Source organism: Bacillus sp. J41TS8, from assembly GCF_018333035.1.
In the GTDB taxonomy this organism is placed as follows: Bacteria; Bacillota; Bacilli; order Bacillales; family Bacillaceae; genus Bacillus; species Bacillus paralicheniformis.
The window spans coordinates 156,229-182,592 of sequence record NZ_BORF01000010.1; the positions used below are offsets into that span (position 1 = coordinate 156,229).

25 protein-coding genes are annotated in these 26,364 nt (G+C 48.2%); 16 read left to right on the top strand and 9 right to left on the bottom strand.

The features are described 5' to 3' along the window. Nucleotides 1-16: 16 nt before the first annotated feature. Together licC and licTE are read left to right on the top strand one after the other, a co-directional pair. Nucleotides 17-3,865, top strand: coding sequence for a lichenysin non-ribosomal peptide synthetase LicC (gene licC / locus KI350_RS14670; protein ID WP_065643680.1), 3,849 nt, complete (start codon nucleotides 17-19; stop codon nucleotides 3,863-3,865). A gap of 3 nt (nucleotides 3,866-3,868) precedes the next feature. Further along, nucleotides 3,869-4,609, top strand: coding sequence for a lichenysin biosynthesis thioesterase LicTE (gene licTE, locus KI350_RS14675; protein WP_035337259.1), 741 nt, complete (start codon nucleotides 3,869-3,871; stop codon nucleotides 4,607-4,609). A gap of 46 nt (nucleotides 4,610-4,655) precedes the next feature. Here licTE and KI350_RS14680 read toward each other — a convergent pair whose 3' ends face one another. After that, entirely contained in the window at nucleotides 4,656-5,567 is a 912-nt protein-coding gene (locus KI350_RS14680; RefSeq protein ID WP_020450109.1) for a DMT family transporter, read from the bottom strand. A gap of 135 nt (nucleotides 5,568-5,702) precedes the next feature. Here KI350_RS14680 and KI350_RS14685 point away from each other — a divergent pair, with 135 nt between their 5' ends. Continuing rightward, nucleotides 5,703-7,052 carry an aminotransferase-like domain-containing protein gene (locus tag KI350_RS14685; protein ID WP_026580518.1) on the top strand — a complete coding sequence of 450 codons (1,350 nt, stop codon included), beginning with the start codon at nucleotides 5,703-5,705 and terminating at the stop codon, nucleotides 7,050-7,052. A gap of 11 nt (nucleotides 7,053-7,063) precedes the next feature. Here the strand turns inward: KI350_RS14685 and KI350_RS14690 are convergent, their stop codons facing one another. Next, nucleotides 7,064-7,744 carry a 4'-phosphopantetheinyl transferase family protein gene (locus KI350_RS14690; protein ID WP_020450111.1) on the bottom strand — a complete coding sequence of 227 codons (681 nt, stop codon included), beginning with the start codon at nucleotides 7,742-7,744 and terminating at the stop codon, nucleotides 7,064-7,066. Between the two features lie 70 nt (nucleotides 7,745-7,814). Between KI350_RS14690 and KI350_RS14695 the strand changes: the two genes are divergently transcribed. The 3 genes from KI350_RS14695 to KI350_RS23315 all read left to right on the top strand — a co-directional run bounded on the left by KI350_RS14695 (nucleotide 7,815) and on the right by KI350_RS23315 (nucleotide 9,538). Then, nucleotides 7,815-8,630: an alpha/beta hydrolase gene (locus tag KI350_RS14695; protein WP_020450112.1), complete on the top strand. Its 816-nt coding sequence runs from the start codon at nucleotides 7,815-7,817 to the stop codon at nucleotides 8,628-8,630. A gap of 40 nt (nucleotides 8,631-8,670) precedes the next feature. Further along, the gene (locus tag KI350_RS23310; RefSeq protein WP_306420066.1) at nucleotides 8,671-8,985 is read left to right on the top strand and encodes a helix-turn-helix domain-containing protein; all 315 of its coding nucleotides are present in this window, start codon (nucleotides 8,671-8,673) and stop codon (nucleotides 8,983-8,985) included. A gap of 67 nt (nucleotides 8,986-9,052) precedes the next feature. Continuing rightward, nucleotides 9,053-9,538, top strand: coding sequence for a GyrI-like domain-containing protein (locus tag KI350_RS23315; RefSeq protein ID WP_306420067.1), 486 nt, complete (start codon nucleotides 9,053-9,055; stop codon nucleotides 9,536-9,538). 27 nt (nucleotides 9,539-9,565) lie between these two features. On the opposite strand, the gene KI350_RS14705 is transcribed toward KI350_RS23315, so the two are convergent. After that, nucleotides 9,566-10,228, bottom strand: a complete 663-nt coding sequence (locus KI350_RS14705) for a YczE/YyaS/YitT family protein (RefSeq protein WP_020450114.1) — start codon at nucleotides 10,226-10,228, stop codon at nucleotides 9,566-9,568. A gap of 364 nt (nucleotides 10,229-10,592) precedes the next feature. Here KI350_RS14705 and KI350_RS14710 point away from each other — a divergent pair, with 364 nt between their 5' ends. Continuing rightward, a complete protein-coding gene (locus KI350_RS14710; protein ID WP_020450116.1) occupies nucleotides 10,593-10,781 on the top strand; it encodes a hypothetical protein in 189 nt (62 codons plus the stop codon). Between the two features lie 8 nt (nucleotides 10,782-10,789). On the opposite strand, the gene KI350_RS14715 is transcribed toward KI350_RS14710, so the two are convergent. Further along, the gene (locus tag KI350_RS14715; RefSeq protein ID WP_236808639.1) at nucleotides 10,790-11,038 is read right to left on the bottom strand and encodes a hypothetical protein; all 249 of its coding nucleotides are present in this window, start codon (nucleotides 11,036-11,038) and stop codon (nucleotides 10,790-10,792) included. A 237-nt stretch (nucleotides 11,039-11,275) separates the two neighbouring features. On the opposite strand from KI350_RS14715, the gene KI350_RS14720 reads away from it, so the two are divergent. Next, nucleotides 11,276-12,937, top strand: coding sequence for a pyridoxal phosphate-dependent decarboxylase family protein (locus KI350_RS14720; RefSeq protein WP_020450118.1), 1,662 nt, complete (start codon nucleotides 11,276-11,278; stop codon nucleotides 12,935-12,937). Between the two features lie 14 nt (nucleotides 12,938-12,951). Next, nucleotides 12,952-14,676: a methyl-accepting chemotaxis protein gene (locus tag KI350_RS14725; protein WP_020450119.1), complete on the top strand. Its 1,725-nt coding sequence runs from the start codon at nucleotides 12,952-12,954 to the stop codon at nucleotides 14,674-14,676. A 39-nt stretch (nucleotides 14,677-14,715) separates the two neighbouring features. On the opposite strand, the gene KI350_RS14730 is transcribed toward KI350_RS14725, so the two are convergent. The 4 genes from KI350_RS14730 to KI350_RS14745 all read right to left on the bottom strand — a co-directional run bounded on the left by KI350_RS14730 (nucleotide 14,716) and on the right by KI350_RS14745 (nucleotide 18,500). After that, nucleotides 14,716-15,459, bottom strand: a complete 744-nt coding sequence (locus tag KI350_RS14730; RefSeq protein WP_003178866.1) for an amino acid ABC transporter ATP-binding protein — start codon at nucleotides 15,457-15,459, stop codon at nucleotides 14,716-14,718. Nucleotides 15,460-15,474: 15 nt separating this feature from the next. Next, entirely contained in the window at nucleotides 15,475-16,179 is a 705-nt protein-coding gene (locus tag KI350_RS14735) for an amino acid ABC transporter permease (protein WP_020450121.1), read from the bottom strand. Beyond that, on the bottom strand, nucleotides 16,166-16,972 hold the full coding sequence (gene tcyA / locus KI350_RS14740; protein ID WP_020450122.1) for a cystine ABC transporter substrate-binding lipoprotein TcyA: 807 nt from the start codon (nucleotides 16,970-16,972) through the stop codon (nucleotides 16,166-16,168). Before tcyA ends, KI350_RS14735 begins: the two co-directional genes overlap by 14 nt. 115 nt (nucleotides 16,973-17,087) lie before the next feature. Beyond that, a complete protein-coding gene (locus tag KI350_RS14745; RefSeq protein WP_065643681.1) occupies nucleotides 17,088-18,500 on the bottom strand; it encodes a sigma-54 interaction domain-containing protein in 1,413 nt (470 codons plus the stop codon). A 243-nt stretch (nucleotides 18,501-18,743) separates the two neighbouring features. On the opposite strand from KI350_RS14745, the gene KI350_RS14750 reads away from it, so the two are divergent. The 3 genes from KI350_RS14750 (at nucleotide 18,744) to rocF (ending at nucleotide 22,449) form a co-directional block, all read left to right on the top strand. Continuing rightward, nucleotides 18,744-19,946 (top strand): ornithine--oxo-acid transaminase, encoded by a 1,203-nt coding sequence (locus KI350_RS14750; RefSeq protein ID WP_020450124.1) that lies wholly within the window; start codon nucleotides 18,744-18,746, stop codon nucleotides 19,944-19,946. A 213-nt stretch (nucleotides 19,947-20,159) separates the two neighbouring features. After that, complete coding sequence (locus tag KI350_RS14755) at nucleotides 20,160-21,563, top strand: amino acid permease (protein ID WP_223254835.1); 1,404 nt, start codon at nucleotides 20,160-20,162, stop codon at nucleotides 21,561-21,563. Then, nucleotides 21,556-22,449, top strand: a complete 894-nt coding sequence (gene rocF / locus KI350_RS14760) for an arginase (RefSeq protein WP_020450126.1) — start codon at nucleotides 21,556-21,558, stop codon at nucleotides 22,447-22,449. The genes KI350_RS14755 and rocF overlap by 8 nt, the downstream gene beginning before the upstream one ends. Nucleotides 22,450-22,495: 46 nt before the next feature. Here rocF and KI350_RS14765 read toward each other — a convergent pair whose 3' ends face one another. Then, entirely contained in the window at nucleotides 22,496-23,368 is an 873-nt protein-coding gene (locus KI350_RS14765) for a LysR family transcriptional regulator (protein ID WP_020450127.1), read from the bottom strand. A gap of 121 nt (nucleotides 23,369-23,489) precedes the next feature. On the opposite strand from KI350_RS14765, the gene KI350_RS14770 reads away from it, so the two are divergent. Genes KI350_RS14770 through KI350_RS14785 form a run of 4 tightly spaced genes read left to right on the top strand, consistent with a single transcriptional unit; the run spans nucleotide 23,490 to nucleotide 26,212 of the window. Beyond that, nucleotides 23,490-24,059 carry a non-oxidative hydroxyarylic acid decarboxylases subunit B gene (locus KI350_RS14770; RefSeq protein ID WP_020450128.1) on the top strand — a complete coding sequence of 190 codons (570 nt, stop codon included), beginning with the start codon at nucleotides 23,490-23,492 and terminating at the stop codon, nucleotides 24,057-24,059. Between the two features lie 13 nt (nucleotides 24,060-24,072). After that, nucleotides 24,073-25,494: a non-oxidative hydroxyarylic acid decarboxylases subunit C gene (locus KI350_RS14775; protein WP_020450129.1), complete on the top strand. Its 1,422-nt coding sequence runs from the start codon at nucleotides 24,073-24,075 to the stop codon at nucleotides 25,492-25,494. A gap of 19 nt (nucleotides 25,495-25,513) precedes the next feature. Next, nucleotides 25,514-25,741, top strand: a complete 228-nt coding sequence (locus tag KI350_RS14780) for a non-oxidative hydroxyarylic acid decarboxylases subunit D (protein ID WP_020450130.1) — start codon at nucleotides 25,514-25,516, stop codon at nucleotides 25,739-25,741. A 15-nt stretch (nucleotides 25,742-25,756) separates the two neighbouring features. Further along, nucleotides 25,757-26,212: a PNPOx family protein gene (locus KI350_RS14785; protein ID WP_020450131.1), complete on the top strand. Its 456-nt coding sequence runs from the start codon at nucleotides 25,757-25,759 to the stop codon at nucleotides 26,210-26,212. Nucleotides 26,213-26,364 lie beyond the last annotated feature (152 nt).

Below are 26,364 nucleotides of genomic sequence, written 5' to 3' on the forward strand. Positions count from 1 at the left end.
AAAGGGGGATACGATTTTGAGCCAGTTCAAAAAAGAACATGTCCAGGACATATACTATTTGTCGCCGATGCAGGAAGGGATGCTTTTTCATACGCTGCTGCATCCGGGACAAGGCTTTTATATTGAACAAATCAGCATGCAGGTGAAAGGCTCTTTTCAAAAAGATATATTGGAAAAAAGCATGAATGTCATCATCGGCAGGTATGATATATTCCGAACCGTTTTCGTTCATGAAAAAATGAAACGTCCGGTTCAAGTCGTTTTAAAGGAAAGGTCGTTTCAGGCAGAAGAAATTGATCTATCAGGACTTTCTGAAGCAGAACAAAATGAGAGAATCGAAGATTATAAACGAAAAGATAAAGAAAAAGGGTTTAACCTCTCAAAAGACATTCCGATGAGAACCGCGGTTTTTAAAAAGGGACAGGACCGTTACGAATGGGTGTGGAGCTATCATCATATTCTTCTGGACGGATGGTGCTTCGGGATCGTCGTACAGGAACTGTTTGAAGTGTACAACGCGCTCCGCGAAAACAGGCTATACAGCCTCGGGCCCGTCAAACCTTACAAAGACTATATTAAATGGCTCGAAAGTCAGGACAAACAAAGATCGCTGGCTTACTGGGAACATCATTTAGCCGGATTCGAAGGGCAGACGACATTCAGCGAACAGCGGAAAAAACCGGAGCAAGCCGGCAATCAGCCGGAAGAACTGCTGTTTACACTTCCAAAAGAAGATACAGAAGTGTTCACACAGCTTGCAAAAGAGCATCATACCACGTTGAGCACGGCTCTTCAGGCGGTGTGGTCGGTGCTGCTCAGCCGCTATCAGCGATCCCGCGATCTGATCTTCGGTACAGTTGTGTCAGGCCGCCCCGCTGACATTCAAGGTGTCGAGCACATGGTCGGTTTGTTTATCAATGTCGTCCCGAAACGGGTAACCTTTGGCGCGCAAACGACCTTTACAGAGCTGGTCGCTGAATTGCAGAAGCAGGCGCTTGAAGCTGAGCCGCATCAATATATGCCGCTCTATGATATCCAAAGTCATATAGCAGCGCCGAACTTGATCGACCACATTATCGTTTTTGAAAATTATCCGCTGCAAGAAGCCAACAAACAGCACGAAGAAAAAAATCTCGGCTTCACAATGGATGATATCACCGTTTTCGAAAAATCGAATTATGATCTGAATTTGCTTGCCTCACCGGGTGAAGAAATGCTGCTGAAACTCGCATACAACAGGAATGTCTTCGAACCATCTTTCATCTTGCAGCTAAAAGAACAGCTATTGACAGCTATTCGCGAGATCATCAGAAATCCGGAGCAGCCGCTTGACGACATTTGTGTCGTATCCAAAAAGGAAAAAGAGCGCCTTCTCCATGAATTTAACGGTCAAGTCCAACGGAAGCAAACCGGGCTGACGATCCCGCAACGGTTTGAGCAATGTGCTGAAGCGCTCCCGGAACAACCCGCGGTATCAGCGGCCGGGCGGACGCTGACATATCGGGAATTGAACGAAAAGGCGAACAAGGTTGCGCATCTTTTGCGCAAAAAGAACGTCGGCCGCGGCGAACCTATCGCTCTTTTGTTCCGTCGTTCGCCAGAAATGGTCATCGCGATACTCGCCGTCTTAAAAGCAGGGAGCGCCTATCTGCCGATTGACCCGGAATATCCTGAAGCGCGGATTCAGTATATGCTGGAGGACAGCGGGGCTGTTTGCATGCTGACACAAGAAGAGCTTGCCGGACATGCGGCGTCGCTTTCTTTTCATCAGAATACGATCTTGATCGACGATCCGGCGGTGTCTGCAGAAAGCGGGCGAAACCTTGAAATTGCCGCCGAACCGGACGACCTTGCTTATATCATGTATACGTCAGGCACAACGGGAAAACCGAAAGGCAATCTGACGACCCATGCCAATATTACAAGAGTTGTAAAAGAGACAAACTACATCAGCCTTTCCGAGAAAGACACCTTGCTGTCCCTTTCAAACTATGCGTTTGACGGCTTCACATTTGATGTGTACGGCGCGCTTTTAAACGGAGCAAAGCTGGTAGTGGCCGATCAGGCGACGATTCTCCATATCGGCAAGCTGACAGAAACGATTCAGAAGGAAAACATCACGGTCATGTTTGTGACAACGGCGCTGTTCAACCTCCTGGTCGATGCGGGAACAGAGTGGATGAAAGGGATTCGCAAAGTTCTGTTCGGCGGAGAGCGCTCATCTGTCAGCCATGTCAAGAAAGCATTTGCCGCCATGGGACCGGACAGGATCATTCATGTATACGGGCCGACGGAAACGACCGTCTTCGCGACGTTCTATCCGGTCAACCGCATTGAGGACAGCGCGGTTTCCATTCCGATCGGCAAGCCGATAAACGAAACCAATGCATACATTCTGACGGAAAATAACCGGCTTCAACCGATTGGAGCGGTAGGTGAATTGTGTCTGAGCGGTACAGGGGTATCGCGCGGCTATTTAAACAGGCCGGAACTGACTGCGGAAAAATTCGTGCCGCATCCGTTCAACAGCGGTGAAACGATGTACAGGACAGGGGATCTGGCCCGCTGGCTGCCGGACGGCAATATCGACTTCATCGGCCGGATCGATGATCAAGTGAAAATCCGCGGCCACCGAATTGAGCTCGGTGAAATCGAAGAGGAGCTGATGCGCTGTCAAGGCGTAAAGGAAGCCGTTGTAATCGCCAAGAAAAGAGGGAATGGGGATGCGGCGCTCACCGCCTATGTCGTCCCGGTGCGGGGAGCTGTGGTTTCGAACGAGGAGGTTCGCCGCCAACTGGCTCGGAATCTCCCGGCTTACATGGTGCCGGATGCATATATCATGCTTGAAGAGCTGCCGCTCACCGCAAACGGAAAAGTCAACCGCCGCCTTCTTCCTGAAGCAGATGGCCGGCCGAATCCAACAGAGCACCGTGCACCTCGCAATATGACGGAAGAAAAGCTTGCGATCATTTGGTCTGAGGTTCTCGGTAGACAGCAGATCGGAATAGACGAGAACTTTTTTGAAATCGGGGGACATTCATTGAAAGCTATGGCTGTCACCTCCCGGATGCTGAAAGATCACGCCATCGATGTTCCGGTGAATGTGTTGTTTGAAATGCCCACAATCGAGGGCCTCGCGGCTTATATCGACCAGGGCGGACATACGGATGACGTGAAAAAAACCGTCTTCAATCAGGAAAGCACCCGCCATTTGTTCGCATTCCCGCCTGTCCTCGGCTATGGCATCGTGTACGGCAAACTGGCCGAACAAATGCCGGAATACAAGATTCATGCGTTTGACTTTATAGAAAGCGATGACCGCGCCGTGCGCTACGCAGAAGCCATCTCCGGCCTTCAGCCAGAAGGGCCGCTGACATTGATCGGCTATTCGGCCGGCTGCGGACTCGCCTTTGAAGTGGCGCAAACACTCGAAAAGAACGGGCGGAAAGTCGAAAAGCTGCTGATGATCGATTCATATATGAAGAACGGTGTCAGCGATTTAGAAGGGCGGTCAATTGAAGCTGATACAGCTGCTCTGATGGAAGCCAACAAGGACAATGAATATATGAAAATCAAGACGGTTGCCGATGGCATCGCCAAAAAGATGGCAGCCTATTATTCTTACTTTGTTAACCTTGTCCATCAAGGAACGGTCAGCTGCGAGATTCACTTGATCAAATCAGAGCACGCGAAACCGCTCCCGGAATGGCTTTCGACGTGGAAAGAAGGAACGGAGTCTTCTTATGATGAATATCAAGGTGTTGGAAGACATGATGAAATGCTCGCGGACGTCTTTGTCAAAACCAATGCAGATTTGATCAGACAGATTTTGGGGGAACGTGCCGCTGTAATCGGGGGGGCATGATAAATGAACGAGATCATTAAGCAGTTTGGAGCGCCGGCAGGCGGCACGCAGTTGATCTGTTTCCCGTTTGCCGGGGGATATTCGGCATCATTCAGACCGCTTTATGAACATTTAAAAGCAGATTTTGAAGTACTGGCCATCGAACCGCCTGGACACGGAACAAATCGAATGGCGTTTGTCGACAATTTGGAAGAACTCGTCGATCTGTATATAGCGGCGCTCAAGCCGAGGCTCTCCGCTCCATTCGTACTGTTCGGCCACAGCATGGGCGGGATGGTTGTTTACAGGTTGACGCAAAAGCTTGAACAAGAAGGCATCTTTCCGGCAGCTGCGGTGATTTCAGCGATTCAGCCGCCTCATATTCAGCGGCAAAAAGTGTCTCACAAAAATGATGACGCATTTCTCGACCATCTCATCCAGCTTGGCGGAATACCCCAACAACTGAAAGATAACAGGGAAGTCATGAACTTTTTCCTGCCGTCATTCAGAGCGGACTACAGAGCGCTTGAGACGTTCTGCCATACGGATCATACGCCGCTCATGTCGCCTGTTCATATCCTGAACGGAGATCGCGATGAGAAATGCATGAAGGATGCGCATGGCTGGAAAAAGTGGGCGCGTACGATCGATTTCCACTATTTCAAAGGCGGCCATATGTATCTTTTAGCAAAAACGGAACAAGTAGCCGCGAAGATCAAAACGATTGCCGCGGCCAGCCGCAAGGAGGCCGGCCCGGCAATATAAAGAAAAACGGAAAATCGGTGTGTTGAAACAGCCGATTTTCCGTTTTTTAGCCTTTTTTCAGCCGACTTTCCGGCCTGACCATCGTCGCTCCGATCAGTCCGGCAATAATCATCCCCGTTCCTGCGAAGTGAAACCATTCAAGTGATTCTCCCAGCCATATGATCCCAGCCAAAATCGTCACCAGTGTCGCCAGATGATTAAACATGCTGATTTTCGCAGCTTCTATTTTTGAGAGAGCATAATTAGATAAAAATGATGTCGCAAACGATGACAACACGCCCAAATACAAAACCGAAAGAATAAACACCGGATCAGTGAAGGGAGCAAAAAATCCGCTCAGCGTGCCGTCTGCCATGTGACTGATCCCGGCGATGCCGTTGAAAAAGAGAAATCCCGCACCAGTGGTCACATATGTTAATTCAAGCGAATTGAAGGTGCGTGTCATCTTTCTCGCGAGCACACTGTAGCCCGCCGATGAAAGCGCCGAAAGCAAAATCAGCGCCGCCCCTCTCAAATCGGAGCTTCCGGTGCCTGCGCTTTTCATCATAAAGATGCAGGCCACCCCCGCCGCTGACAAGACGGTGAAAAAGAATTGCCGCTTCGTAAACCGTTCATTTAAAAAATAAGCGGCGAATATCATCGTAAAGATCGGGATCGCCGCTTGAATGATGCCGGCTTCAGACGAAGACGTGTAGACGAGCCCAAACACTTGAAAAGCAAAAAACATGACAGGATAAAATAAAGCTAAAGGCAGTACCTTCAGCGCATCTTTCATGCTGATGCCGATCTTTACCCATCCAAGCAGAAGGGGAAAAAGCGCGGCCAAAAAAGCGACCGTAAAGCGATGGGCCAGAATATCGACCGGATTCGCAGCAGTGAGAGCCAATTTGACAAAGAAAAAAGAAAACCCAATGATAAAAGCATAGAGCAAAGCTGCCGCATAAGCAGATTTGTTCAAAGTCGATCATCTCCGTTAAAGTATGCATGCAATACAGATATTTTACCGGCTTCTGTCATCTTATACGGAAGCGAAATCTGATACAATACAAAAAAACGGAATCTGTACCGTTACAGATTGGCGAAGGAGACGAACATGCACAAATATGTAGCGCTGATGAACGAATTGGAGGATATGATCGAAGACAAATCCTTTCAGGAAGGGGACAGGCTGCCGTCCATCCGCGAGCTGTCCGTACGCTTCAAAGTAAGCAAAAGCACGGTCATCAGGGCGTTTAGCGAGCTGGAGAGACAGCACCTCATCTACTCAGTGCCGAAAAGCGGCTATTACGTCGTGAAAAAAACGAATCAGCGACCAAATCCCGGAAAGGCTGTGATCGATTTCTCAGCATCTGCTCCTGATCCTGATGTCTTTCCATACATCGATTTTCAGCATTGCATCAATAAAGCCATTGACACATACAAAAACGATCTGTTTATCTATGGGACGCCGAAAGGTCTTCCGTCATTAATCGAGGCCATACAAAAAGAGCTTGCCAACGGCCAGGTGTTTGCGAAAGAGGAACACATTTTTATTACATCAGGCGTGCAGCAGGCCCTCGCTCTGCTCGCTTCAATGCCTTTTCCCAACCGGAAGCGGAAAATTCTGATCGAACAGCCGAGCTATCATTTACTGATTCAATACCTTGAAGTTCACGGCATACCCGCAATCGGCATCGAGAGAACCGCTGAGGGCATCGATATGGACGAGCTGGAGCAAACTTTCCAAACCGAAGACATCAAATTCTTTTATACGATGCCGAGATTCCACAATCCGCTCGGGACTTCCTATACGGAACGGGAAAAAATGGCCATCGTCAAGCTGGCGGAAAAGTATGACGTCTATATCGCCGAGGATGATTTTTTAGGAGATTTGGAGAATCATAAAAAGGCGGACCCGTTACATTATTATGACGTTTCTTCACACGTCATTTATTTGAAAAGTTTCTCCAAGATTATTTTTCCGGGTCTGCGGGTCGGAGCCGCTGTGCTGCCCGATTCTCTGACAGATGTGTTCAACCGGTACAAACAGCTGCTCGACATTGACAGTTCCATGCTGTCTCAGGCCGCTTTGGAGATCTATTTGAAGAGCGGGATGTTTGAAAAGCATAAGCAAAAGATCCGTTCTTCCTATCAAAAAAGATCATGCCTTCTGCATGATCTGCTAAAAGAATGTGCCGCGTCACTGGGGGATGTGCTTGAATTCCATCCACACGGCCATCCGGCCATTCACACCCACATCGAATTGGACCGGACGATCCCGGCGTCCCGTCTGATCAAAAGCTTACAAAAACGGAACGTCCTGCTCGAACCGGTAAACGCTCATTATATGTCGGCCTTTCCAAAAAGAAATCTATTAAAAATCAATACGTCCAATGTAAAGGAAGACGACATCCGCCGCGGCATCGACCGCTTGCGGCAAGCGGTGGAAACCGCTTATTTTTAGAGCGGAACTTTTTAAAGCGTTGACAGTTCAGCGCAGCTTTTCATCACAATGCGGTCTGGAAATTCAGGTGCGGCGGAACACACCGCCATTTTATAGCCTGGGTCAATTTCATAGGCTTGGATATAACAAGGCGGATAGCCCGGGGGAGTTTCCACCGAAGCGCGTCCTTGTTCGTTCAGTTTGACGGAGAAGGAATCAAGCGGCAGAGACAGGCCTTTTCCCGCCTGTTTGATAAAGCTTTCTTTCATCGTCCACAAATGATAGAAATACGACAGGCGCTCTGAGTCGTCCTTTTCCATGAGATCATGGTGCTCTGAAGGAGAAAAAAACCGCTCGGCAATGTCGAAATTGATCGGCTTGATTTTTTCGACATCCACTCCGATCGGCTTGGTGCCAGCTCCGCACACGATCCAGTTTCCGGAGTGGGAAATGTTGAAATGAAAGTCGTTCAGACCTTCAGCAGCCGGTTTGCCGTACCTTCCTTCCGTAAAACGGATCTGATCGTTCGGTAAATGAAACGTTTCACTGATGATGTGCCTCGCCAGCACTTCCCCGATCAGCGTCCTGCTGGCATCTTCGGGATATCTGTATCTGCCCACTTTTTTGCGCTTTTCTTCAGACACCATGGCCATCATTCGGTTAAATTGGCCGGCTTCCGGCAGCTGATCCATATAAACGGCGTAAATCTTCATCAAATGCAACCTCTTCACATGATATTTTTTCTGCTTTCATTTTAGCAAACAGGCAGCAGGAAAGATAGGCATGATACCTGTGCAGAATGGAGTGATGAACATGATAGACGGAACATTGATAAAAGATACATACTTCGGGAGGGAGCTTTTGATCTATCTTCCTCCTTCATACGGAAGCAGTAATAACCGCTATCCCGTCCTATACGTACACGATCTGGGCGATTTGTTCGATCCGGCACACAGCGGCAGTTTGCCCTCAATCGAAAAGCTGTTTTCGAATCAGGAAGTGCCGGAATTGCTGCTGGTCGGAGTGGCTCCGAAAGACAGGGAAAGCGAATACACGCCTTTTCCCAAACCGCATTTGCTGCCGAATAAACGGGCGTACGGCGGGAAGGGCAACGAATATGCCGCTTTTTTGGCCAATCGGCTTAAGCCCTATATCGACAGGCGCTACCGAACAAATCCAAGCCGTGAACATACAGGAATCATCGGAAAGTCGTTCGGCGGATTGATCTCGGTTTACACGGCGTATTTAGCATCTAAGACATTTGGGAAAATCGGATCTTTGTCAGGGTCTTTCTGGTTTGAAGGAATGACCGAGTTTATGAAGAATAACCGCTTTGAAAATGAGCATCTGCGCATTTATATGGATGTTGGAAGCATGGAAGGAGCAGACAGGGATAATCTGCAGAAGGAGATGATACCGAGGACGAAGGAAGCCTTCAGCCTGTTAACCGAAAGCGCCGCCTTCGAAAAAGAACTGAAGTTTGTCATTGATGAAGGAGGCTCACATCGGCTTGAGAGGTTTGCAAAGCGTTTTCCGGAAGCCGTCAAATGGCTGTTCGGCTCCTGTCACAACAACGCACGGAATGACCGGAATTTCTGATTGGCATGAAGTATCGTTGTAAATGAGAGGAGCGGAAACAATGGACATTCTGAATCGTTTGGCTGAAAGCATCGATTATATTGAAAAGCATTTGGATCAGCCGCTGAAACACGAAGAAATCGCCCAAATCGCATACTGTTCGAAATTTCATTATCAGCGGATGTTCTACATGCTGACGGGTGTTACCCTTGCCGATTACATTCGGAAAAGAAGGCTGACAGTCGCCGCGCAGGAGCTGGCTGCTTCACATATAAAAGTGGTTGAAGCTGCTTTTAAATACGGCTACAACACACCGGAATCATTTTCAGGAGGCATTCAGCCGCCTTCACGGTATCAGCCCTTCACAGGCCCGTGAAAAAGGCAGGACGCTCAGGGCATTTCCGCGTCTATCCTTTCATATTCAAATAAAGGGAGTGGAGGATATGAATTACAAGATTGTTGAAAAAGAACCGTTTCAGGTGATCGGCAAAGCGTTGGAGGTTACGGTGAAGGATGATCAAAACAAAAAGGACATTCCGGCTTTTTGGAACGAATTAAATCACAACGGCTTTACCGATTCTTTAAAGCCGGATATCGGCCCGCTCGGCTTCCTTGGCGTCTGCATGGATTTTAACGATCAAGCCGATACGTTCAATTATGTCATCGGGGTCGAAAAAACAACCGCCGATACGCCTGCCGGCTGTGTCGAAAAATCGATTCCCGCCGCAACTTGGGCCGTATTTGAGGCCATCGGTCCCGTCAATCCGGCTGTTCAAGCCACATGGGAAAGAATCTTCTCAGAATGGTTTCCGGCGACGGGCTATGAACTGGCGAACGCGCCGCAATTTGAAGCCTATCCTGAGGACGGGGATATTATGGCGCAAGACCATATCACCGAAATTTGGATACCGGTGGTAAAACAGAAATAATCTGAACGAGAAAAACGGATGAAACGCTCATCCGTTTTTTTTCAGCGACATATGTACAGGCTTGGCAGCTCTGATGCGCCTTCCTGTCATAGCTGTTTTTAAAAGCTGTTTGGACTGAGGCAAAGAAAACCGCAAAATCAGGCCTGTTAAAATGGCGGTTAAAACAGTGCCGATGCCGATCGGCCCGCCGAGCAGCCAGCCGATCAGTAAAATCGTCAGCTCCATTCCGTTGCGGACCCACTGAACGTTCCAGCCCGTTTTCTCGGAAATCAAAAGCATCAGGGAGTCGCGCGGACCCGCACCAAGATCTGCCGACACATAAATGCCGACTCCGTAACCGATAAAAATGACGCCGATCACGAATACGACAGTGCTTGAAATATACGTTTCCGGGTCTGGAAGAATATAAGTAAAGAAATCTATAAAAATACCGATTAACAGCATATTAAGCACGGCGCCGATTTTCGGCCATGCTTTTGTAAATAAGGACGTTAAACCTACGATAACCGCCCCGACAATAATCGCCCATTGGCCGACTGTAAGGCCCAAAAGCATATACAACCCGTAGTGAAATGCATCCCAAGGACCGATGCCGAGCACTTTCCCTTCAATCGTAAGAGAAACCCCAAAAGACAAAACAATCAATCCGACAAAATAAAAAAGCCAGCGCAAAACAAGTTCCCGCTTCAATGGATTCCCCTCTTTTCAAAAAAACAATCGATTGTCATTGTATCACATTCTTCAGAACGGATAAATGCGGATTTCGGAATGCGGCTCTTCAATTTACATAATTATGATTATATTCCAATTGATGAAAATGATGTATGATAGCTGTAGAGATACATTTTCCATTGTGGAGGGGAGAAATTCAGAGTCTGATAAGGGTCCTGAACCCTTTGTTTCTTTCGAGGAAGCATCATCTGCCAGTTCTATTCGACAGAGCCAATGGGCGAACCGAGCGCTTGGGCCGTTCTTGTAGGCTGGCTCTTTGCTGTCATTGCGGTTCAGCAGTTTGCAGGGAAAAAACAGCAGATGTTATGAAAAAAGGAGGGGAATGGCGTTGATTTTTTTAGTAAGGCTGATCTGTCTTTCCGTTTTAGCCTGTCTCGCACTGTTGCTTATATTGAACTATGCACCTTTTCTGGCGATGCCCGTTTGGATTGCTTTGATCATTGCCTTGATCGTCTGTCTGTATCTTGCCTTTAAAGAGGAAACGAAGGAATGGAGAAGACGAAAGCACTAAGTTTTTCTTCAGCGTTTTTTCTTGAATGAAAGAACATTTGCCAAAACGAAATAGATGATGGCCGTCCCGGACACAAACAAAAAAAATTCTTTCCACTCTCTTGCCGTCATGTATACAAAGCGGTAGATCTCGAGATGTTCATCCAAGTAAAAAGCCTGGGTATATGCGCTGACTATCATGCCGGTAAAGACGAATAGGCCGACCATATTGAGCAGCATTCTCATACTGAATGTTTTTTTCTCATTTTCTTGTTTCATTTTAAAGAAATCCTTTCCAATATGAATTTATCATTCTATTGTACGGAAATAGCGCTCAAATGTTTCGAAAACTTCTTAATATATCGTTAAGAAGTTTTTTTATTTAAAAGAAAATGTAAAAGATTAAACAATTTCATGAACTTTTTGAGCGAAGGCCTAAAAATATAGGAATATTATACCGATATGGCAAGTGAAAACTTTTTCCGAAATATTAAAGACAAGGCAGGAGAGAAAATCATGCAGCAACGCAATACACCGGATGTACAGAAATGGTTTCCGAGCGAGGACGGAAATGAAGCGAAAAGACATGAATTCCTATCATTGATTGAACAGCTGATCGAGGGAGTGGACGAGCTGAAAAATCCAGATCAGGTCAACCTTGGCGGCGAGAAGAACCGTGAGGGCTTCTTTTATGAAAAGCTGGTCGCAGAGAGCCGGATTCCGCACGAAGGTGCGCCGATGAAAGAGGTCAACGAAGAGCTGTTGAAGCTGTTGCACGGCCATCCGTATCATACCAAATACTTTTTCACAAACATTCTGCCGATGGCGAGCATCCCGGGGATATTAGGCATGCTTACGGCGTTCATGGTCAATGGGAACAACCTGTGGGATGTGTACGGTCCAGCCGGAGCGGAGGCGGAAGTGAAAGTTACGGCGATGATGTCAAAGCTTGCGGGGTATGATGCCGAAACAAGCGGAGGCTACACGACGTGGGGAGGACAAGGTGCGGTATACAGCGGCCTCAGAATCGCGATTGCCAAAATGGCGCCGTCATCGCTGAAAGAAGGGGTTCCCGGCAATTTCTACGCGTTTTGTTCTGAAGCGGCTCATTACAGCTTGTATAAGTCAATGGAAGCCGCAGGACTCGGGAGCGATCATTTAATTAAAGTCAAAACAAATCTCGACCATTCCATGGATACGGAAGATTTGCGGGCGAAGCTTAGACAAGTCTGCGAAGCCGGGGGGATTCCCGTTTATATCGTAGCTACAACAGGAACGACAGATGCGATCGGCATCGATGATGTGAGCGCTGTCCGCCGTGCGGCTGAAGAAACGGCGAAAAGCTTCGGGCTGCCGGTTCCGCATATCCACGCCGATTCCGCCCTGGGAGGATTTTTTGCCTTTTTTAATGAGTACGATCTGAATGAGAACGCTTTATCCTTCAGTCCCGGTGTTCTTAGCATGATCAAGCCGATTCAGGAAAAAATGAGGCATCTGCACGCAGCCGATTCGCTTTGTTTTGATTTTCAGAAGCTCGGACAGACGCCTTATGTGACGAGCCTGTTTCTTGTGAAAGATCGCAATGACTTAAAACGGATCGATCTGGATCCTGATGAGACGCCGTATGTCGGCCACCGCGGCTATGGGGACTACCATACGGGCTACACGCTGGAATGTTCGCGCATGGCCAGTTCGATCAGTATGTACAGCGCGTTGATGGCATTTGGCTATGAAGGCTATCAAAAGCTGCTCGGACAGTTTCTTGAAGTCAACCTGCATTTTAGGGAACAGCTTTCTCAGCAGATTCCGGAGGCCGATATTGTGAACCCGGACAACTTCGGCATGTCTACGCTGTTTCGCATTTATCCTGAAGGTGCCCCTAGATTTGAAGACGAAATTTCGGGAGCATGCACCATTCAAGAGCTGGAAAGAAACAATGCACTCACTGAAAAACTATTTGAAAAGCTCGGAACAAAAAGGGACAAGATGTTTTTTGGCGATACGAAAAAGCACTTGCTTGTGAAATCCTGTGAAGGGACTGAGATACCGCTTTGCGTCAGCAAATTTTTCGTCATTTCTCCGTATACCATGCCTGAACATGTCCCGGGAATTATCGATTATTTAAAAGAAAATATTGAGGAAGTCTGCCGGGAGCATGGATCTCTCATGACAAATTAAAGGGGATATAGACGATGAAAACGTTGAAGAAAAAGCTAACAGAACACATTTCAGTCAAAATTATGATTGGCGTCGCCTTAGTGCTTTTAATCACGATCGCATCATTTTCAGCTGTGTTTACTTATATCAGCAAAGACTTGTCAGAGCAGCTGAGACAGCAGTTCCAAAACCGTCTTTATACCGATATTCATCTTGCTGAAAACCAAATCAAACGTCTGGACGGGAATCCGCTTGAAATCGATTCTGCGGACAATCCGCTTTACAAGCAGACAAAAATGGCTGTGGACAGCCTGAAAAAGAAAAACAATCTTGAAAATATCTATATCCTTTCCAATGAGGGCGGGAAGGAGCGGATTCTCGTGCTGTCGGATACGTCCGATGATTTCGGCACGGATTACAGTTTTTCTCCTGAAATGAAAGAAGCCTTAACGACAAACAAAGAGACGGTAAGCGACGTGTATGAGGATGAATACGGCATTCACCAGTCGATTTTTCAGCCGCTTGAGAACAGCTCCGGCGAAAAGGTGGGAATTTTGGGGATCGATCTTGATGCTTCCGTGATTCCGGCGACGGCTGCAAAAGCGAAGTGGTATACAATTGCGATCGCAGCATTTGTCTTGCTGCTCGGAATGGCCATGGCCTATTTTCTCGGTTCTTTTATCGCGAAGCCGATCAGGCAGCTGATGAAGGCATCAGAAAAAATTGCCGACGGCGATCTGTCGGCCGACATTTCTGTCAAGAGCCGTGATGAAGCCGGAAAGCTTGCCGAATCGTTCAAGCGGATGAGCGAAAATTTACAACAATTGATTGGACAAATTTCAGCTTCCTCTGAAGAGGTATCCAAGACGAGTCTCCAGCTGAAAAATGTATCGGCTGAATCGAGCGAAAGCGCGGCCCAGGTGGCTGAATCGATGAACAGCATGAGCGAGGGGATCAACGAAGTGGTCTCGTCCGTTTCGGATTGCCACACATCGGCTGCCGAAATCGATCATCAGCTTACACACGTCACAGAAGAAGTGAACGAGATGAAGAATGTTGCCGAAGGCGTCAGCAAGGATTCCAAGACCGGACAGGAGCTTGTCGAAGAAACATTGCGGCAGACCCAGACGATTAAAAACGTGATGGAAGAGTCCAAACAAGCAGCAGCAGAGATGCAAAACCATACCGAAGAAATTGAAAAAGTCATCGGAATGATTTCCTCTATTGCCGAACAGACGAATTTGCTGGCGCTCAATGCTTCAATTGAAGCCGCCCGGGTCGGTGAAGAAGGCCAGGGCTTTGCTGTTGTAGCGGGAGAAGTCAGAAAGCTTTCTGAACGCTCGGCAGATGCCGCTTTATCCGTTTCCCAGCTTGTGGCGGGCACGCAGGAGAGCAGCCGGCTTGTCATGGAACGCATTCAGGAAGGAAACGCAGCGGTTGACAAAGGGCAAATATTAATCAATGGCACTTACGAGAACTTTTCAGGAATTTTTAAAGGGATCTCTCAATTTGCCGAACGGACCGATCAGTTGCTTCAGTCTTTGTTAAAAGTCGAAAAATCGTATCAAAACATTTCGGCTGCGATGGAACAGATTTCCGCCGTTACCGAAGAGCAGGCGGCAGGTTCTGAGGAAGTCGCGGCAGCAGCGGAGCAGCAAAGCGCCGGCATGCAGGAAATCGCATCGGCCATTCAGCAGCTCTCCGCTTTGTCGGAAGAATTGAATCAAGCGGCATCCAAGTTTAAACTGGCCGCAGAATAAAAAAGAACAGCCTGATCCAGAGAGATCAGGCTGTTTTGTTTATACAGGATTCAAAATCCGGTTTAAAAACTGTTTTGTTCGTTCTTCCTTAGGGGCTGAGAAAATTTGTTCAGGCGGACCCTGTTCGACGATGACGCCGCCGTCGATAAAGACGACTTCGTCTGCGACATCCTGCGCGAATTTGATTTCGTGGGTGACGACAACCATCGTCCAGCCCTCATTTGCAAGGTCTTTCATGACTTTCAGCACTTCACCGACCAGCTCGGGGTCAAGCGCCGATGTGGGCTCGTCAAAAAGCATCAGTTCTGGCTTGATGGCCAGAGCGCGGGCGATCCCGACGCGTTGCTGCTGTCCCCCGGAAAGCTGGAATGGATAAAGGTCCATTTTGTCTTCTAGGCCGACCTTTTGCAGAAGCTGAACGGCTTCCTTTTTGACTTCTTCTTTATTGCGCTTTTGCACTTTTACCGGCCCTTCCATCACATTTTCAAGCACGGTGCGGTGCGGGAACAGGTGATAGGCCTGAAACACCATTCCCGACTTTCTCCGCAGTCGAAGGAGGTCAGCCGGTTTATTTTTCTTGGAAAAATCGATGGTGAAATCGTCAAAAGAAAGAATGCCGCGGTTCGGAATTTCCAAAGCGTTCAGGCAGCGAAGCAGCGTCGTCTTGCCGGAACCGGAAGGCCCTAAGATGGCGATCACTTTTCCTTTTTCGATGTTCAGGTCGATTTTTTTTAAGATCTCGTTTTCGCCGAAGGATTTATTCAGCCCTTTGATCGCAAGCATTGTCTATTTCCCTCCTTACCTGGCCACATACCGGTCCAATCGCCGTTCAATCTGCTGCTGAACAAGCGCGAGAACAAAGCAGATGATCCAATAGATGAATGCGGCTTCCATATAAATGATTAAAATTTGGTCTAGATTGCTGGCCCCGATTTCCTGGGCTTTCCGGAATAATTCAGCAACAAGAATTTGTGACGCAAGCGATGTGTCTTTAACCAAGCTGATGAATGTATTGGATAATGGCGGAATCGACACGCGTACAGCCTGCGGCAGGATGACCCTGGTAAGGGCCGTTTTTTGAGTCATTCCAATCGAATAAGCCGCTTCCCACTGCCCTTTCGGAACGGAAAGGATGGAAGCCCTGATGATTTCCGAAGCATATGCGCCGACATTTAATGAAAAGGCAATGATCGCGCTCGGAAACGGGTCAATCGTGATTTGAAATGCTGGAAACAAGTAAAAAATAATGAATAGCTGAACGAGCAGCGGCGTTCCGCGGATCGCTGAGACATAAATGCCGAAAACCGCTCTTAAAATGCGGGATTTGGACATTCTCGCCAGCGCCGTGATCAATGCGATGATCATACCGAATATAAAAGAGAGAATGGCAAGGGGAATCGAGTAATAGATTCCCCTTAAAAAGATCGGCCAAAATGATTCACGCACAAGATCCCAGGGGATCGCCGCGCCGATGGCCGCCGCTTGTATATTATTTAGAAACATCTTCGCCAAACCATTTCTTCGCTATTTTCGCGAGTGTGCCATCCTCTTTCATGTCTTTCAGCGCGGAGTTGACCTTGTCAACCAGCTCGCCGCTTCCTTTGCGGAAAGCAAAATGCGTAGTTTGCGGCTCGCCTGTTTCAAAAGCGACTTTCAGGTTTTTGTTTCCTGATGTCTTCAAATAGTTCAGCACCGCCAGTTTATCGTTAAAGGTGAGGTCGACACGGCCCTGCTGAATCAACTGAAACGCTTGAGCCATTCCTTCCACGCCTTCGATTTCAGCGCCGGCGTTTTTCGCAAGGTCATTATAGTTGCTTGTCAAAGATTGTGCAGCTTTTTTCCCTTTGACGTCCCCTTCAGCTTTTATATCGTTGTTGTCCGCTTTTGTGACAACGACGGCTTGGGAAGTTGTATATGAATCGGAAAAATCATACTGATTTTCACGGTCTTTTTTCCCGACTTGGTTGGCAACGACGTCAAAACGCTTGGAGTTGAGGCCGGCAAACATGCTGTCCCACTGCGTTTCTTTAAATTCAGCTTTCAGGTTGAGGCGCTTGGCGACTTCCTGCATCACTTCGACATCATAACCTGTTAATTGATCTGTTTTTTTATCGTGGAATGTAAATGGTTCGTACGTTCCTTCAGTACCGACGGTCAAAACGCCTTTATCTTTAATTGAAGACCAGAGGCTGTCGCCTGCTGCGTTTTTATCCTTGGAATTGTCCCCTGACGCGCCGCATGCGGCCATCACGGTGATCAACAGCGTCAGTAATACAGCGAATATTGCTTTCTTCATTTTATTCCCCACTTTTCTGATTGGATTTAGTTGATATGATTGTACTTAACGGTCTTACAAAAGTAAAGCATAAACCTTTTTTAGTATGAGTCAAGAAATTCGTTTTTAGTGATAATCATTCTGATTCCTGATCAAAACGGATCTTCCATTTTTTAAGCCTGTATTGCAGGCTCTGCCTGCTGATCCCCAGAACCCGCGCCGCTTGGGACACATTGTAATTGCATTTTTTAACGGTTTTTTGAATATAATACTTTTCGGCATTCTCGATTTGTTCCTTCAAAGGAGCTGCCGAGACGGAAGGAAGCGGGGCGAACAGATCATAGCCCTGCTGCGGCAGCTGCTTTTTTGCCGCTGGTTTTGTCCTGTATTGCAATGGAAGGTGCGTGAGCTCGAGTTTGTCTTCGTAAGACATCAAATTCATGGCGCCTTCAATTAAATGTTCAAGTTCTCTGACGTTTCCCGGCCAATCATATGAAAGCAGAAACCGCTGCACTTCTTCTTCAAAACCTTTGACCTCCATTTGGAACAATGCGTTGTATTTGTCGATAAAATGCTGGGTGAGCGGCATGATATCTTCCTTTCGATCTTTTAATGGAGGAATGAACAAGGTGACGACACTCAGCCTGTAATACAAATCTTTTCGAAGTCTTTGCCCGCTGACCGCGTCGACTGGATCTTCGTTCATCGTCGCGATGATCCTGACATCGATCGGAGTATCCTTCGAAGCGCCGATCCGCCTGATCGTTTTTTCTTGAATCGCGCGCAAAAGCTTTGCCTGCAAGCTGAAGTCCAAAGAATTGATCTCGTCAAGGAGAAGTGTGCCGCCGTCTGCTTGTTCGAAAAGACCCGGGCGATCGACGGCACCCGTGAATGCGCCTTTGGCCGTGCCGAATAAAAGGCCTTCAACGAGGCTTTCCGGGAGGGCTGCGCAGTTTTGTGAGATGAATGGGCCAGTCGACCGCTGGCTTCCGTTATGTATACTTTGGGCGAACAGTTCTTTTCCGGTTCCGGTGTCGCCGACGATGAGAATGGAGGAAGAGGTCCGGGTCGCCCGCTTTGCATGTTCAATGACTTCCTTGAACACCGGGCTGACGCCGATCAGACTGTCAAACGTATACTTTGTGTTTTCTGTTTTGTTCATATTTTCTCTGATCAGCCGTTCAAGCTTTGTGACATCTTTGGCAATCTCAACCGCTCCTTTCGTATTCCCGTTTTCCATAATGGGAAACGTATGATTGACGGTCGTAATTTCCTGGCCCTTGTTATTGAAGTAGGTCTGCTTGACGTTTTTGTTCGTTTTCCCGTGATGCAGCGCCTGCAGGAGAGTGCTGTCATATTGGCTGGCAAAGGTAAACACGTCCAGCACGTTTTTGCCGAGCACATCGTTGACATCCATCCCTTCAATCTGGCTCATTTTTTTGTTATAGACAACAGATGTGCCGTTTTCGTCGACGACATGCAAGCCGATATCGATTTCATCTATAATTCTTTGAAAAATAAGCTTGAGTAAATCATAATTCTTCAGCAAGTGACATCCCCCTTTGTTCGTAACTGTCTCTCCATTGTAAGTGAAGATTTGATAAGGGTGCAAAAAAATATGCATTTATTTTTGCACCTTTGAATAAAGACCGCAAAATTTTTTGCGAATTATACATGCAATGTTCTGAAAATTTGCGGTTTTAAGGATTGGCACGATCCTTGCATATAAAATAGTGTGAAACAAAATACGACATCTGGCATGTATGTCCAAAAATAAGAAGGAGGAATCAGAATGACGGTTCTATCAAAGTCCGAGAAAATTATGAAGCAAACCGCACATTTTGGCGCGAATAACTATCATCCTCTGCCGATCGTGATTTCTGAAGCGGAAGGCGCGTGGGTGAAAGATCCGGAAGGCAACCGATACATGGATATGCTGAGCGCTTATTCCGCAGTGAATCAAGGGCACAGGCATCCGAAAATCATCCAGGCGTTAAAAGATCAGGCCGACAAAATCACATTGACGTCGAGAGCTTTTCACAATGACCAGCTTGGTCCTTTCTATGAAAAGGTCGCTTCATTAACGGGGAAAGATATGGTTCTGCCGATGAACACCGGAGCGGAAGCGGTTGAGTCCGCGATTAAAGCAGCCCGGCGCTGGGCTTATGATGTAAAAGGCGTTCCGGACAATAAGGCTGAAATTATCGCATGTGTAGGCAATTTTCACGGCCGGACGATGCTGGCTGTGTCGCTTTCATCAGAAGAAGAGTATAAACGTGGTTTCGGGCCGATGCTTCCTGGCATCAAGCTGATTCCATACGGGGATCTGGAGGCGCTGAAACAGGCGATCACACCGAATACGGCCGCTTTCTTAATTGAGCCGATTCAGGGTGAAGCGGGTATTGTCATTCCGCCGGAAGGCTTTTTGAAACAGGCTGCAGAAGTCTGTAAAGAACGCAATGTCTTGTTTATCGCTGACGAAATACAGTCAGGGCTTGCACGAACAGGCAAAATGTTCGCCTCTGATTGGGAGGATGTCACACCGGACATGTACATTTTAGGAAAAGCGCTCGGAGGCGGCGTGTTCCCAATATCGTGTATTGCTGCAAACAGGGATGTGCTTGGCGTGTTTAATCCCGGCTCACACGGGTCGACTTTCGGAGGGAACCCGCTTGCATGCGCCGTATCGATCGCCGCCCTTGAAGTGTTGGAAGATGAGCGGCTCGCTGAACGGTCGCTGGAGCTCGGGGAATATTTTAAAGAGAAGCTCTCGCAAATCGATAATCCAAAAATCAAAGAAGTGCGCGGCAGAGGGCTGTTCATCGGGGTTGAGCTGACCGAGGCGGCGCGTCCGTATTGCGAGCGTTTGAAAGAAGAAGGCCTGCTCTGCAAAGAAACGCATGAAACGGTGATTCGCTTTGCGCCTCCTCTTGTTATTTCAAATGAGGATTTGGATTGGGCGATTGAAAAGATTACCCGTGTTTTGTCGAAGTAAAGCGGACGGCTGAACAATAAGGGGATTGTTCAGCCCGTTTTTTCGCCGCATGTGCGAAGTTTGTCAAAAATTGAAATATCAGGAAAATGTTCAGAAGATTTAAAAAATAGTCTATATGTCATAGGGGGAGATGACATTAGGGAGAATGGAAACGGAAGGGGTGAAGGCGGTTTGAACCATGAAAACCGTGAACAATATACACTGAAAAGAACGATGAAATCACGCCATTTGTTTATGATCTCGCTTGGCGGCGTCATCGGAACCGGCTTTTTTCTTGGAACAGGATATACGATCAATGAAGCCGGGCCGATCGGCGCGATTCTTTCTTATTTAGCGGGCGGAATGATCATGTATTTTACGATGCTTTGCCTCGGGGAGCTCGCAGTGGCAATGCCGGTTTCAGGCTCTTTTCAGACGTACGCGACAAAATTTATCGGGCCTGCCACAGGATTTGCCGTCGGCTGGATCTACTGGCTCGGCTGGTCGGTTACGGTTGCTTTGGAATTTCTGTCGGCGGGGCAGCTGATGAAAAGGTGGTTTCCCGATGTCGGCGTCTGGATATGGTGTTTGATTTTCGGTCTGCTGCTTTTTTCGCTTAACGCGCTATCGGCGAAAGCCTTCGGGGAATCGGAATTTTGGCTGTCCGGCATTAAAATTATCGTCATCCTTCTGTTTATTATCCTCGGCGGAGGCGCGATGTTCGGATTTATCGATATGAAAGACGGACAGGCTGCACCGTTCTTTTCCAATCTGATTGGAGACGGAATTTTTCCAAACGGATTCGGCGCGATCTTTATCACGATGATCACCGTCAACTTTGCCTTTCAAGGGACAGAGCTGATCGGGATCGCGGCGGGGGAAAGCGAAAATCCGGAAAAAACGGTGCCCCGCTCCATCAAACAGACGGTCTGGCGGACACTCGTGTTTTTCGGCCTGTCCGTATTTGTCCTGGCGGGGTTGATTCCATGGGAAAAAGCGGGGGTTGTTGAAAGCCCGTTCGTTGTCGTATTTGAACAAATTGGCATTCCGTATGCCGCCGATCTGATGAACTTTGTTATTTTAATTGCTTTATTATCGGTGGCGAATTCGGGTTTGTACGCATCGACAAGGATGCTTTACTCTCTTGCGAAAGAAGGAATGGCCGCTCAGGCTTTAAGCCGGGTCAATAAAAGAGGGATCCCGATGAATGCGCTGTGGATCACGCTCGGTTTTGCGGGTTTGTCCCTCGTCTCAAGCGTAGTTGCCGCGGAAACGCTCTACATCTGGCTTCTGTCTCTAGCCGGTTTAAGCGCACAAGTCGGCTGGATCACGATTACGGTATCACAGCTGCTATTTCGCAGAAGATATGTTAAAGAAGGCGGTAAGGTTGAAGACTTGAAATTTAAAACGCCTCTTTACCCTTATTTGCCGCTGACGGGATTTATTTTAAACAGCGCCGTCCTTGTGAGCCTTGCCTTTGATTCAGAGCAGAGGATGGCATTGTACTGCGGGATTTTGTTCATGTCGGCCTGCTACTTTGTTTATCACGTATTTGTGAAAAAACGCCAGGGTCTTGAGCGACAAGAAGCATTGATCTATCAAAACAAAACAAACGATGAGGTGGTTATTGATGAATAAGCAAGTTTCTCTGATTGGAATGCCGATGGACTTGGGACAGGCGCGGCGCGGTGTGGATATGGGACCGAGCGCGATTCGCTACGCTCATATCGTGGAACGTCTGACCGAGCTTGGCTATGATATCGATGATCTGGGCGATGTGCCGATCAATCGCGATCAGCCAAAAGGAGACGAAGGGCTGAAAAATTTAGTTTCCGTACTCGAAGGAAACCGCAAGCTGGCTGATATCGTCGACAATGTCATCGAGCAGCGCCGCTTCCCGCTCGTGTTGGGCGGAGACCACAGCATAGCCATCGGGACATTGGCGGGGGTAGCCAAGCATTATCAACAACTCGGCGTGATTTGGTATGACGCACACGGCGACTTAAATACGCTGGAGACATCGCCGTCAGGCAACATCCACGGTATGCCGCTGGCGGTAAGTCTCGGTGTCGGCCACGAAAAGCTGGTCAACCTTCACGGCTATACGCCGAAAGTCAAGCCGGAGCATGTCGTCATCATTGGTGCCCGCTCGCTTGATGAAGGAGAGCGCAAATATATCCGTGAAACCGGCATGAAAGTCTACACCATGCACGAAATCGACAGGCTTGGCATGACGAAGGTGATAGAGGAAACGATCGAGTATCTGTCAGCAAATTGCGACGGCATTCATCTGAGCCTCGATCTGGACGGTCTTGATCCGAGCGACGCTCCGGGAGTCGGCACCCCTGTCGTCGGAGGCATCAGCTACAGGGAAAGCCATTTGGCGATGGAAATGCTTTATGACGCAGATATCATTACTTCTGCCGAGTTTGTTGAAGTCAACCCGATACTTGATCATAAAAATAAAACCGGTGAGGCGGCCGTCGAACTGATCGAATCGCTGTTAGGGAAGAAGCTGCTGTAACCAATGAAAAGGAGAAGGCATCGGCATGATGCCTTTTCTTTTTTTATCAAAATAAAGCCAAAAACTCTCTTACGGGCTTCGGCAGAAAACTGCCGGCCCGCCAAACGACAGATGGCTGCAGAATAAACGGATTGTCTTGAATCTCCAATGTCTGAACATGACGCGCAAAATGCGCCGGCAGCATGGACAGCGGCAGAATCGTTGCTCCGAATCCCGAGGTGACAAGGCTGAGGAGCGTTGTAGAATCATGGCACTCACAGACGACCTTCGGCTCAAGGTCCAATGAGTGAAAGTGATGGACGACCTCATCATAAATCCCTTTTCCGTGCGACGGTCTGAGCAGAATCAGCGGCAGACCGGCAATTTCTTTCATTCCAGCTTCCCCTTTTAAGCCATACGACTGATTCCCCGGAAGAACGAGCTTGCATGGGACCTCCGGCAGGCTCTTTGCTTCGATATTTTTGCTGTGGAAAGGCGTTGTCGTGACCGCTGCATCGATCTGCCGGTTTTCCAAGAGCCCGCTCAGCCGTGAAGGCTCACCTTCCCAAATGTTAAACATTAAATTCGGGTACATTTCCCTGATCTTCGAGACTTTTGAGAGCAATAGAGCCGCACAGTAAATCGTTGAACCGACGGCAAGGGTTCCGTTGACTTCTTCACGCAGCTCCCGAACCTCCAAGATGGAATCCTCAAGCTTGTGCAGGATTTCTTTTGCTCTTTTCAAAAACACTTCTCCTTCATAGGTCAGCGTCAGGTTTTTCTTTTTGTTCCGGTCAAATAAAACGACTCCGAGCTCCTCTTCCATCTGCTTCAACTGTCTGGAGAGGGGCGGCTGGGCGATATGAAGCCGTTTCGCCGCCGTTGTAATCTTTCCTTCCTGTGCAATCGTAACAAAGTACTTTAACTGGCGAATATCCATTTTCTCGGCACTCCTTTTTATACCTTTAAAGTATTATATATAGATTTAACAGATATTTTCAATATGGTAAATAGAGGCGTATCATTTTAACTGAAGCACCAAGAGGGAAAGGGGGGCGCATATGAACATCATCGTCGGAATTACGGGCGCGACCGGCGCGATATTTGGCGTGCGGATGCTGGAGTGGCTGAAGAAAACCGACGCAGAGACACACCTAGTCATCTCTCCGTGGGCAGCGGCAACGATTCTGCACGAAACGGGATATACGATGAAAGACGTAGAAAAGCTCGCATCTTTTACGTATTCCCACAAAGACCAGGCGGCCCGCATTTCAAGCGGTTCCTTTCAAACGGACGGAATGATTGTCGCACCGTGCAGCATGAAGACGTTGGCGGGCATTCGCACCGGTATGGCGGATAACCTGTTGACCCGTTCGGCGGACGTCATGCTGAAGGAACGGAAAAAGCTTGTGCTGTTAACAAGGGAGACGCCGCTGAACCAGATTCATCTTGAAAACATGCTTGAGCTGACAAAAATGGGCGCGGTGATCCTGCCGCCGATGCCGGCTTTTTATAATCATCCCCAAAATTTGACCGAAATGGTCGACCATATCGTATTCCGGACGCTGGACCAATTTGGAATCCATCTGTCTGAAGCGAAGCGCTGGGAAGGAATGAAACAGAAGAAATAAGGAGGATAACAGAATGGCTTATCAAGATTTTAGAGATTTTTTAAACACGCTGAAAAAAGAAGGACAGCTTCTTGAAGTTCAGGAAGAGGTGAAGCCGGAACCCGATTTGGGTGCCGCTGCACGCGCCGCCAATAACCTCGGAGACAAATCACCCGCTCTTTTATTCAACAACATTTACGGCTATAACAATGCCCAAATCGCCCTGAATGTCATCAGCTCCTGGCCGAACCACGCGTTAATGCTCGGCCTTCCGAAAGACACGCCGGTCAAAGAACAGTTCTTTGAATTCGCACGCCGCTATGATCAATTTCCTGTAAAAGTGCAAAGAGAGGAGACAGCGCCGTTTCACGAAAACGACATCACAGAAGACATCAACCTGTTTGACATTCTGCCGCTCTTCCGCATCAATCAGGGCGACGGCGGCTTTTATTTAGACAAGGCATGCGTCATTTCCAGAGATGTCGAGGATCCGGAACACTTCGGCAAACAAAACGTCGGCATGTACAGACTGCAGGTAAAAGGAAAAGACCGTCTCGGCATTCAGCCCGTCCCGCAGCATGATATTGCAATCCACCTGCGTCAGGCTGAAGAGCGCGGCGAAAACCTGCCTGTCACGATTGCGCTCGGCTGCGAACCGGTCATTGCAACGGCGGCATCCACACCGCTCTTATACGATCAATCAGAATACGAAATGGCAGGGGCCTTGCAAGGTGAACCTTATAAAATCGTCAAATCAAAACTGTCTAACTTAGATATCCCATGGGGCGCGGAAGTGGTTCTCGAAGGTGAGATCCTGGCGGGCGAACGCGAGTATGAAGGCCCGTTCGGCGAGTTTACCGGCCACTATTCAGGCGGAAGAAGCATGCCGATCATCAAAATCAAGCGCGTCTGCCACCGCAACAACCCGATTTTTGAACACCTCTATTTAGGCATGCCTTGGACTGAGGTTGACTACATGGTCGGCATTAATACATGTGTGCCGCTTTACCAGCAGCTAAAAGAGGCCTATCCGAATGAAATTGTCGCGGTAAACGCGATGTATACACACGGCTTGATCGCCATTGTCTCAACGAAAAGCCGCTACGGCGGATTCGCCAAAGCTGTCGGTATGCGCGCGCTGACGACGCCGCACGGCCTCGGCTACTGCAAAATGGTGATCCTCGTTGACGAAGACGTCGATCCGTTTAATCTCCCGCAAGTGATGTGGGCCATTTCAACGAAAATGCATCCAAAACACGATGCAGTCATTATCCCGGATTTATCCGTTCTGGCGCTTGACCCGGGTTCTGAACCGGCGGGAATCACCCACAAAATGATCTTGGACGCGACAACACCTGTGGCCCCGGAAACAAGAGGACACTATTCACAACCGCTCGATTCCCCTATAGGAACGAAAGAGTGGGAAGCGAAACTAATGAATCTGCTAAATCAATAAAAGAGGAGAGTGTTTCATCATGCATACATGTCCGCGCTGCGAATTAAAAAAAGCGGAAACCGTCAGCAAGTCACCCGTTGAAGGAGCCTGGGAAGTTTATCAATGTCAGCACTGCTTTTTCACTTGGAGATCATCGGAGCCGGAGACGATCACAAATCCTGAAAAATACAATCCGGCCTTTAAAATCGACCCTTCTGAAGTCGAAACAGCCGTACAAGTGCCAGCGGTTCCAGATCGGAAAATCTAAAGGGAGGCATCCGGCATGGCTCAGCTATCAAACGAATTATTTCAGCTGTTAAACGGAGAGAAACTCGCCGGAAAGCGGCGCGAAGCGATGATGCTCCAGACCGTCACAGAAGAAGGCTGGCCGCACACAGCGATGATCAGCGCCGGTGAAATCCTCGCCTTGAACAAAACCGACATCCGCCTGGCTCTCTGGCAAGGCACAACGACAACCGCGAACATCGCGAGAACAGGCCGGGCGCTCTTCGTCACTTGCTGGAAAGGCAAAGCACATTATGTGCGGCTGTCTTTAAAAAAACTGCCCGAATTAAAAGACGCCAAACACCCGAGAGCGCGCTTCGCCGGCACCGTCGAAGCGGCCCGGGAAGATATCGCAAAATACGCCGATATCATCTCCGGCGTTCAGATTGAGCTGAAGGATGAAGCGGCGGTTTTGCGGCGGTGGGAAGAGACGCTGGAGGAGCTGAGGAACTGAAGAAAAGGACCATGGCGAACCATGGTCCTCAGGCTGTCGAGAAAATCTCGACAGTCTTATTTTTTTCCTTAAATTATCCATTTTTTCATTTTATAATAAAGAAAAGGATTGAAAAGGACGGTGTCATTCTAATGTTCTACACAAGAAATTCT

Excerpts from the sequence above, each read along its gene's own strand:
- licTE (WP_035337259.1), top strand. The coding sequence starts at position 3,869 with ATGAACGAGATCATTAAGCAGTTTGGAGCGCCGGCAGGCGGCACGCAG.
- KI350_RS14735 (WP_020450121.1), bottom strand. The coding sequence starts at position 16,179 with ATGTTTCTAAATAATATACAAGCGGCGGCCATCGGCGCGGCGATCCCC.
- KI350_RS14750 (WP_020450124.1), top strand. The coding sequence starts at position 18,744 with ATGACGGTTCTATCAAAGTCCGAGAAAATTATGAAGCAAACCGCACAT.
- tcyA (WP_020450122.1), bottom strand. The coding sequence starts at position 16,972 with ATGAAGAAAGCAATATTCGCTGTATTACTGACGCTGTTGATCACCGTG.
- rocF (WP_020450126.1), top strand. The coding sequence starts at position 21,556 with ATGAATAAGCAAGTTTCTCTGATTGGAATGCCGATGGACTTGGGACAG.
- KI350_RS14715 (WP_236808639.1), bottom strand. The coding sequence starts at position 11,038 with ATGAAACAAGAAAATGAGAAAAAAACATTCAGTATGAGAATGCTGCTC.
- KI350_RS14720 (WP_020450118.1), top strand. The coding sequence starts at position 11,276 with ATGCAGCAACGCAATACACCGGATGTACAGAAATGGTTTCCGAGCGAG.
- KI350_RS14785 (WP_020450131.1), top strand. The coding sequence starts at position 25,757 with ATGGCTCAGCTATCAAACGAATTATTTCAGCTGTTAAACGGAGAGAAA.
- KI350_RS14685 (WP_026580518.1), top strand. The coding sequence starts at position 5,703 with ATGCACAAATATGTAGCGCTGATGAACGAATTGGAGGATATGATCGAA.
- KI350_RS14770 (WP_020450128.1), top strand. The coding sequence starts at position 23,490 with ATGAACATCATCGTCGGAATTACGGGCGCGACCGGCGCGATATTTGGC.
- KI350_RS14730 (WP_003178866.1), bottom strand. The coding sequence starts at position 15,459 with ATGCTTGCGATCAAAGGGCTGAATAAATCCTTCGGCGAAAACGAGATC.
- KI350_RS14765 (WP_020450127.1), bottom strand. The coding sequence starts at position 23,368 with ATGGATATTCGCCAGTTAAAGTACTTTGTTACGATTGCACAGGAAGGA.
- KI350_RS14755 (WP_223254835.1), top strand. The coding sequence starts at position 20,160 with ATGAAATCACGCCATTTGTTTATGATCTCGCTTGGCGGCGTCATCGGA.
- KI350_RS14695 (WP_020450112.1), top strand. The coding sequence starts at position 7,815 with ATGATACCTGTGCAGAATGGAGTGATGAACATGATAGACGGAACATTG.
- KI350_RS23310 (WP_306420066.1), top strand. The coding sequence starts at position 8,671 with ATGGACATTCTGAATCGTTTGGCTGAAAGCATCGATTATATTGAAAAG.
- KI350_RS14725 (WP_020450119.1), top strand. The coding sequence starts at position 12,952 with ATGAAAACGTTGAAGAAAAAGCTAACAGAACACATTTCAGTCAAAATT.
- KI350_RS23315 (WP_306420067.1), top strand. The coding sequence starts at position 9,053 with ATGAATTACAAGATTGTTGAAAAAGAACCGTTTCAGGTGATCGGCAAA.
- KI350_RS14775 (WP_020450129.1), top strand. The coding sequence starts at position 24,073 with ATGGCTTATCAAGATTTTAGAGATTTTTTAAACACGCTGAAAAAAGAA.
- KI350_RS14780 (WP_020450130.1), top strand. The coding sequence starts at position 25,514 with ATGCATACATGTCCGCGCTGCGAATTAAAAAAAGCGGAAACCGTCAGC.
- KI350_RS14690 (WP_020450111.1), bottom strand. The coding sequence starts at position 7,744 with ATGAAGATTTACGCCGTTTATATGGATCAGCTGCCGGAAGCCGGCCAA.
- KI350_RS14710 (WP_020450116.1), top strand. The coding sequence starts at position 10,593 with ATGGCGTTGATTTTTTTAGTAAGGCTGATCTGTCTTTCCGTTTTAGCC.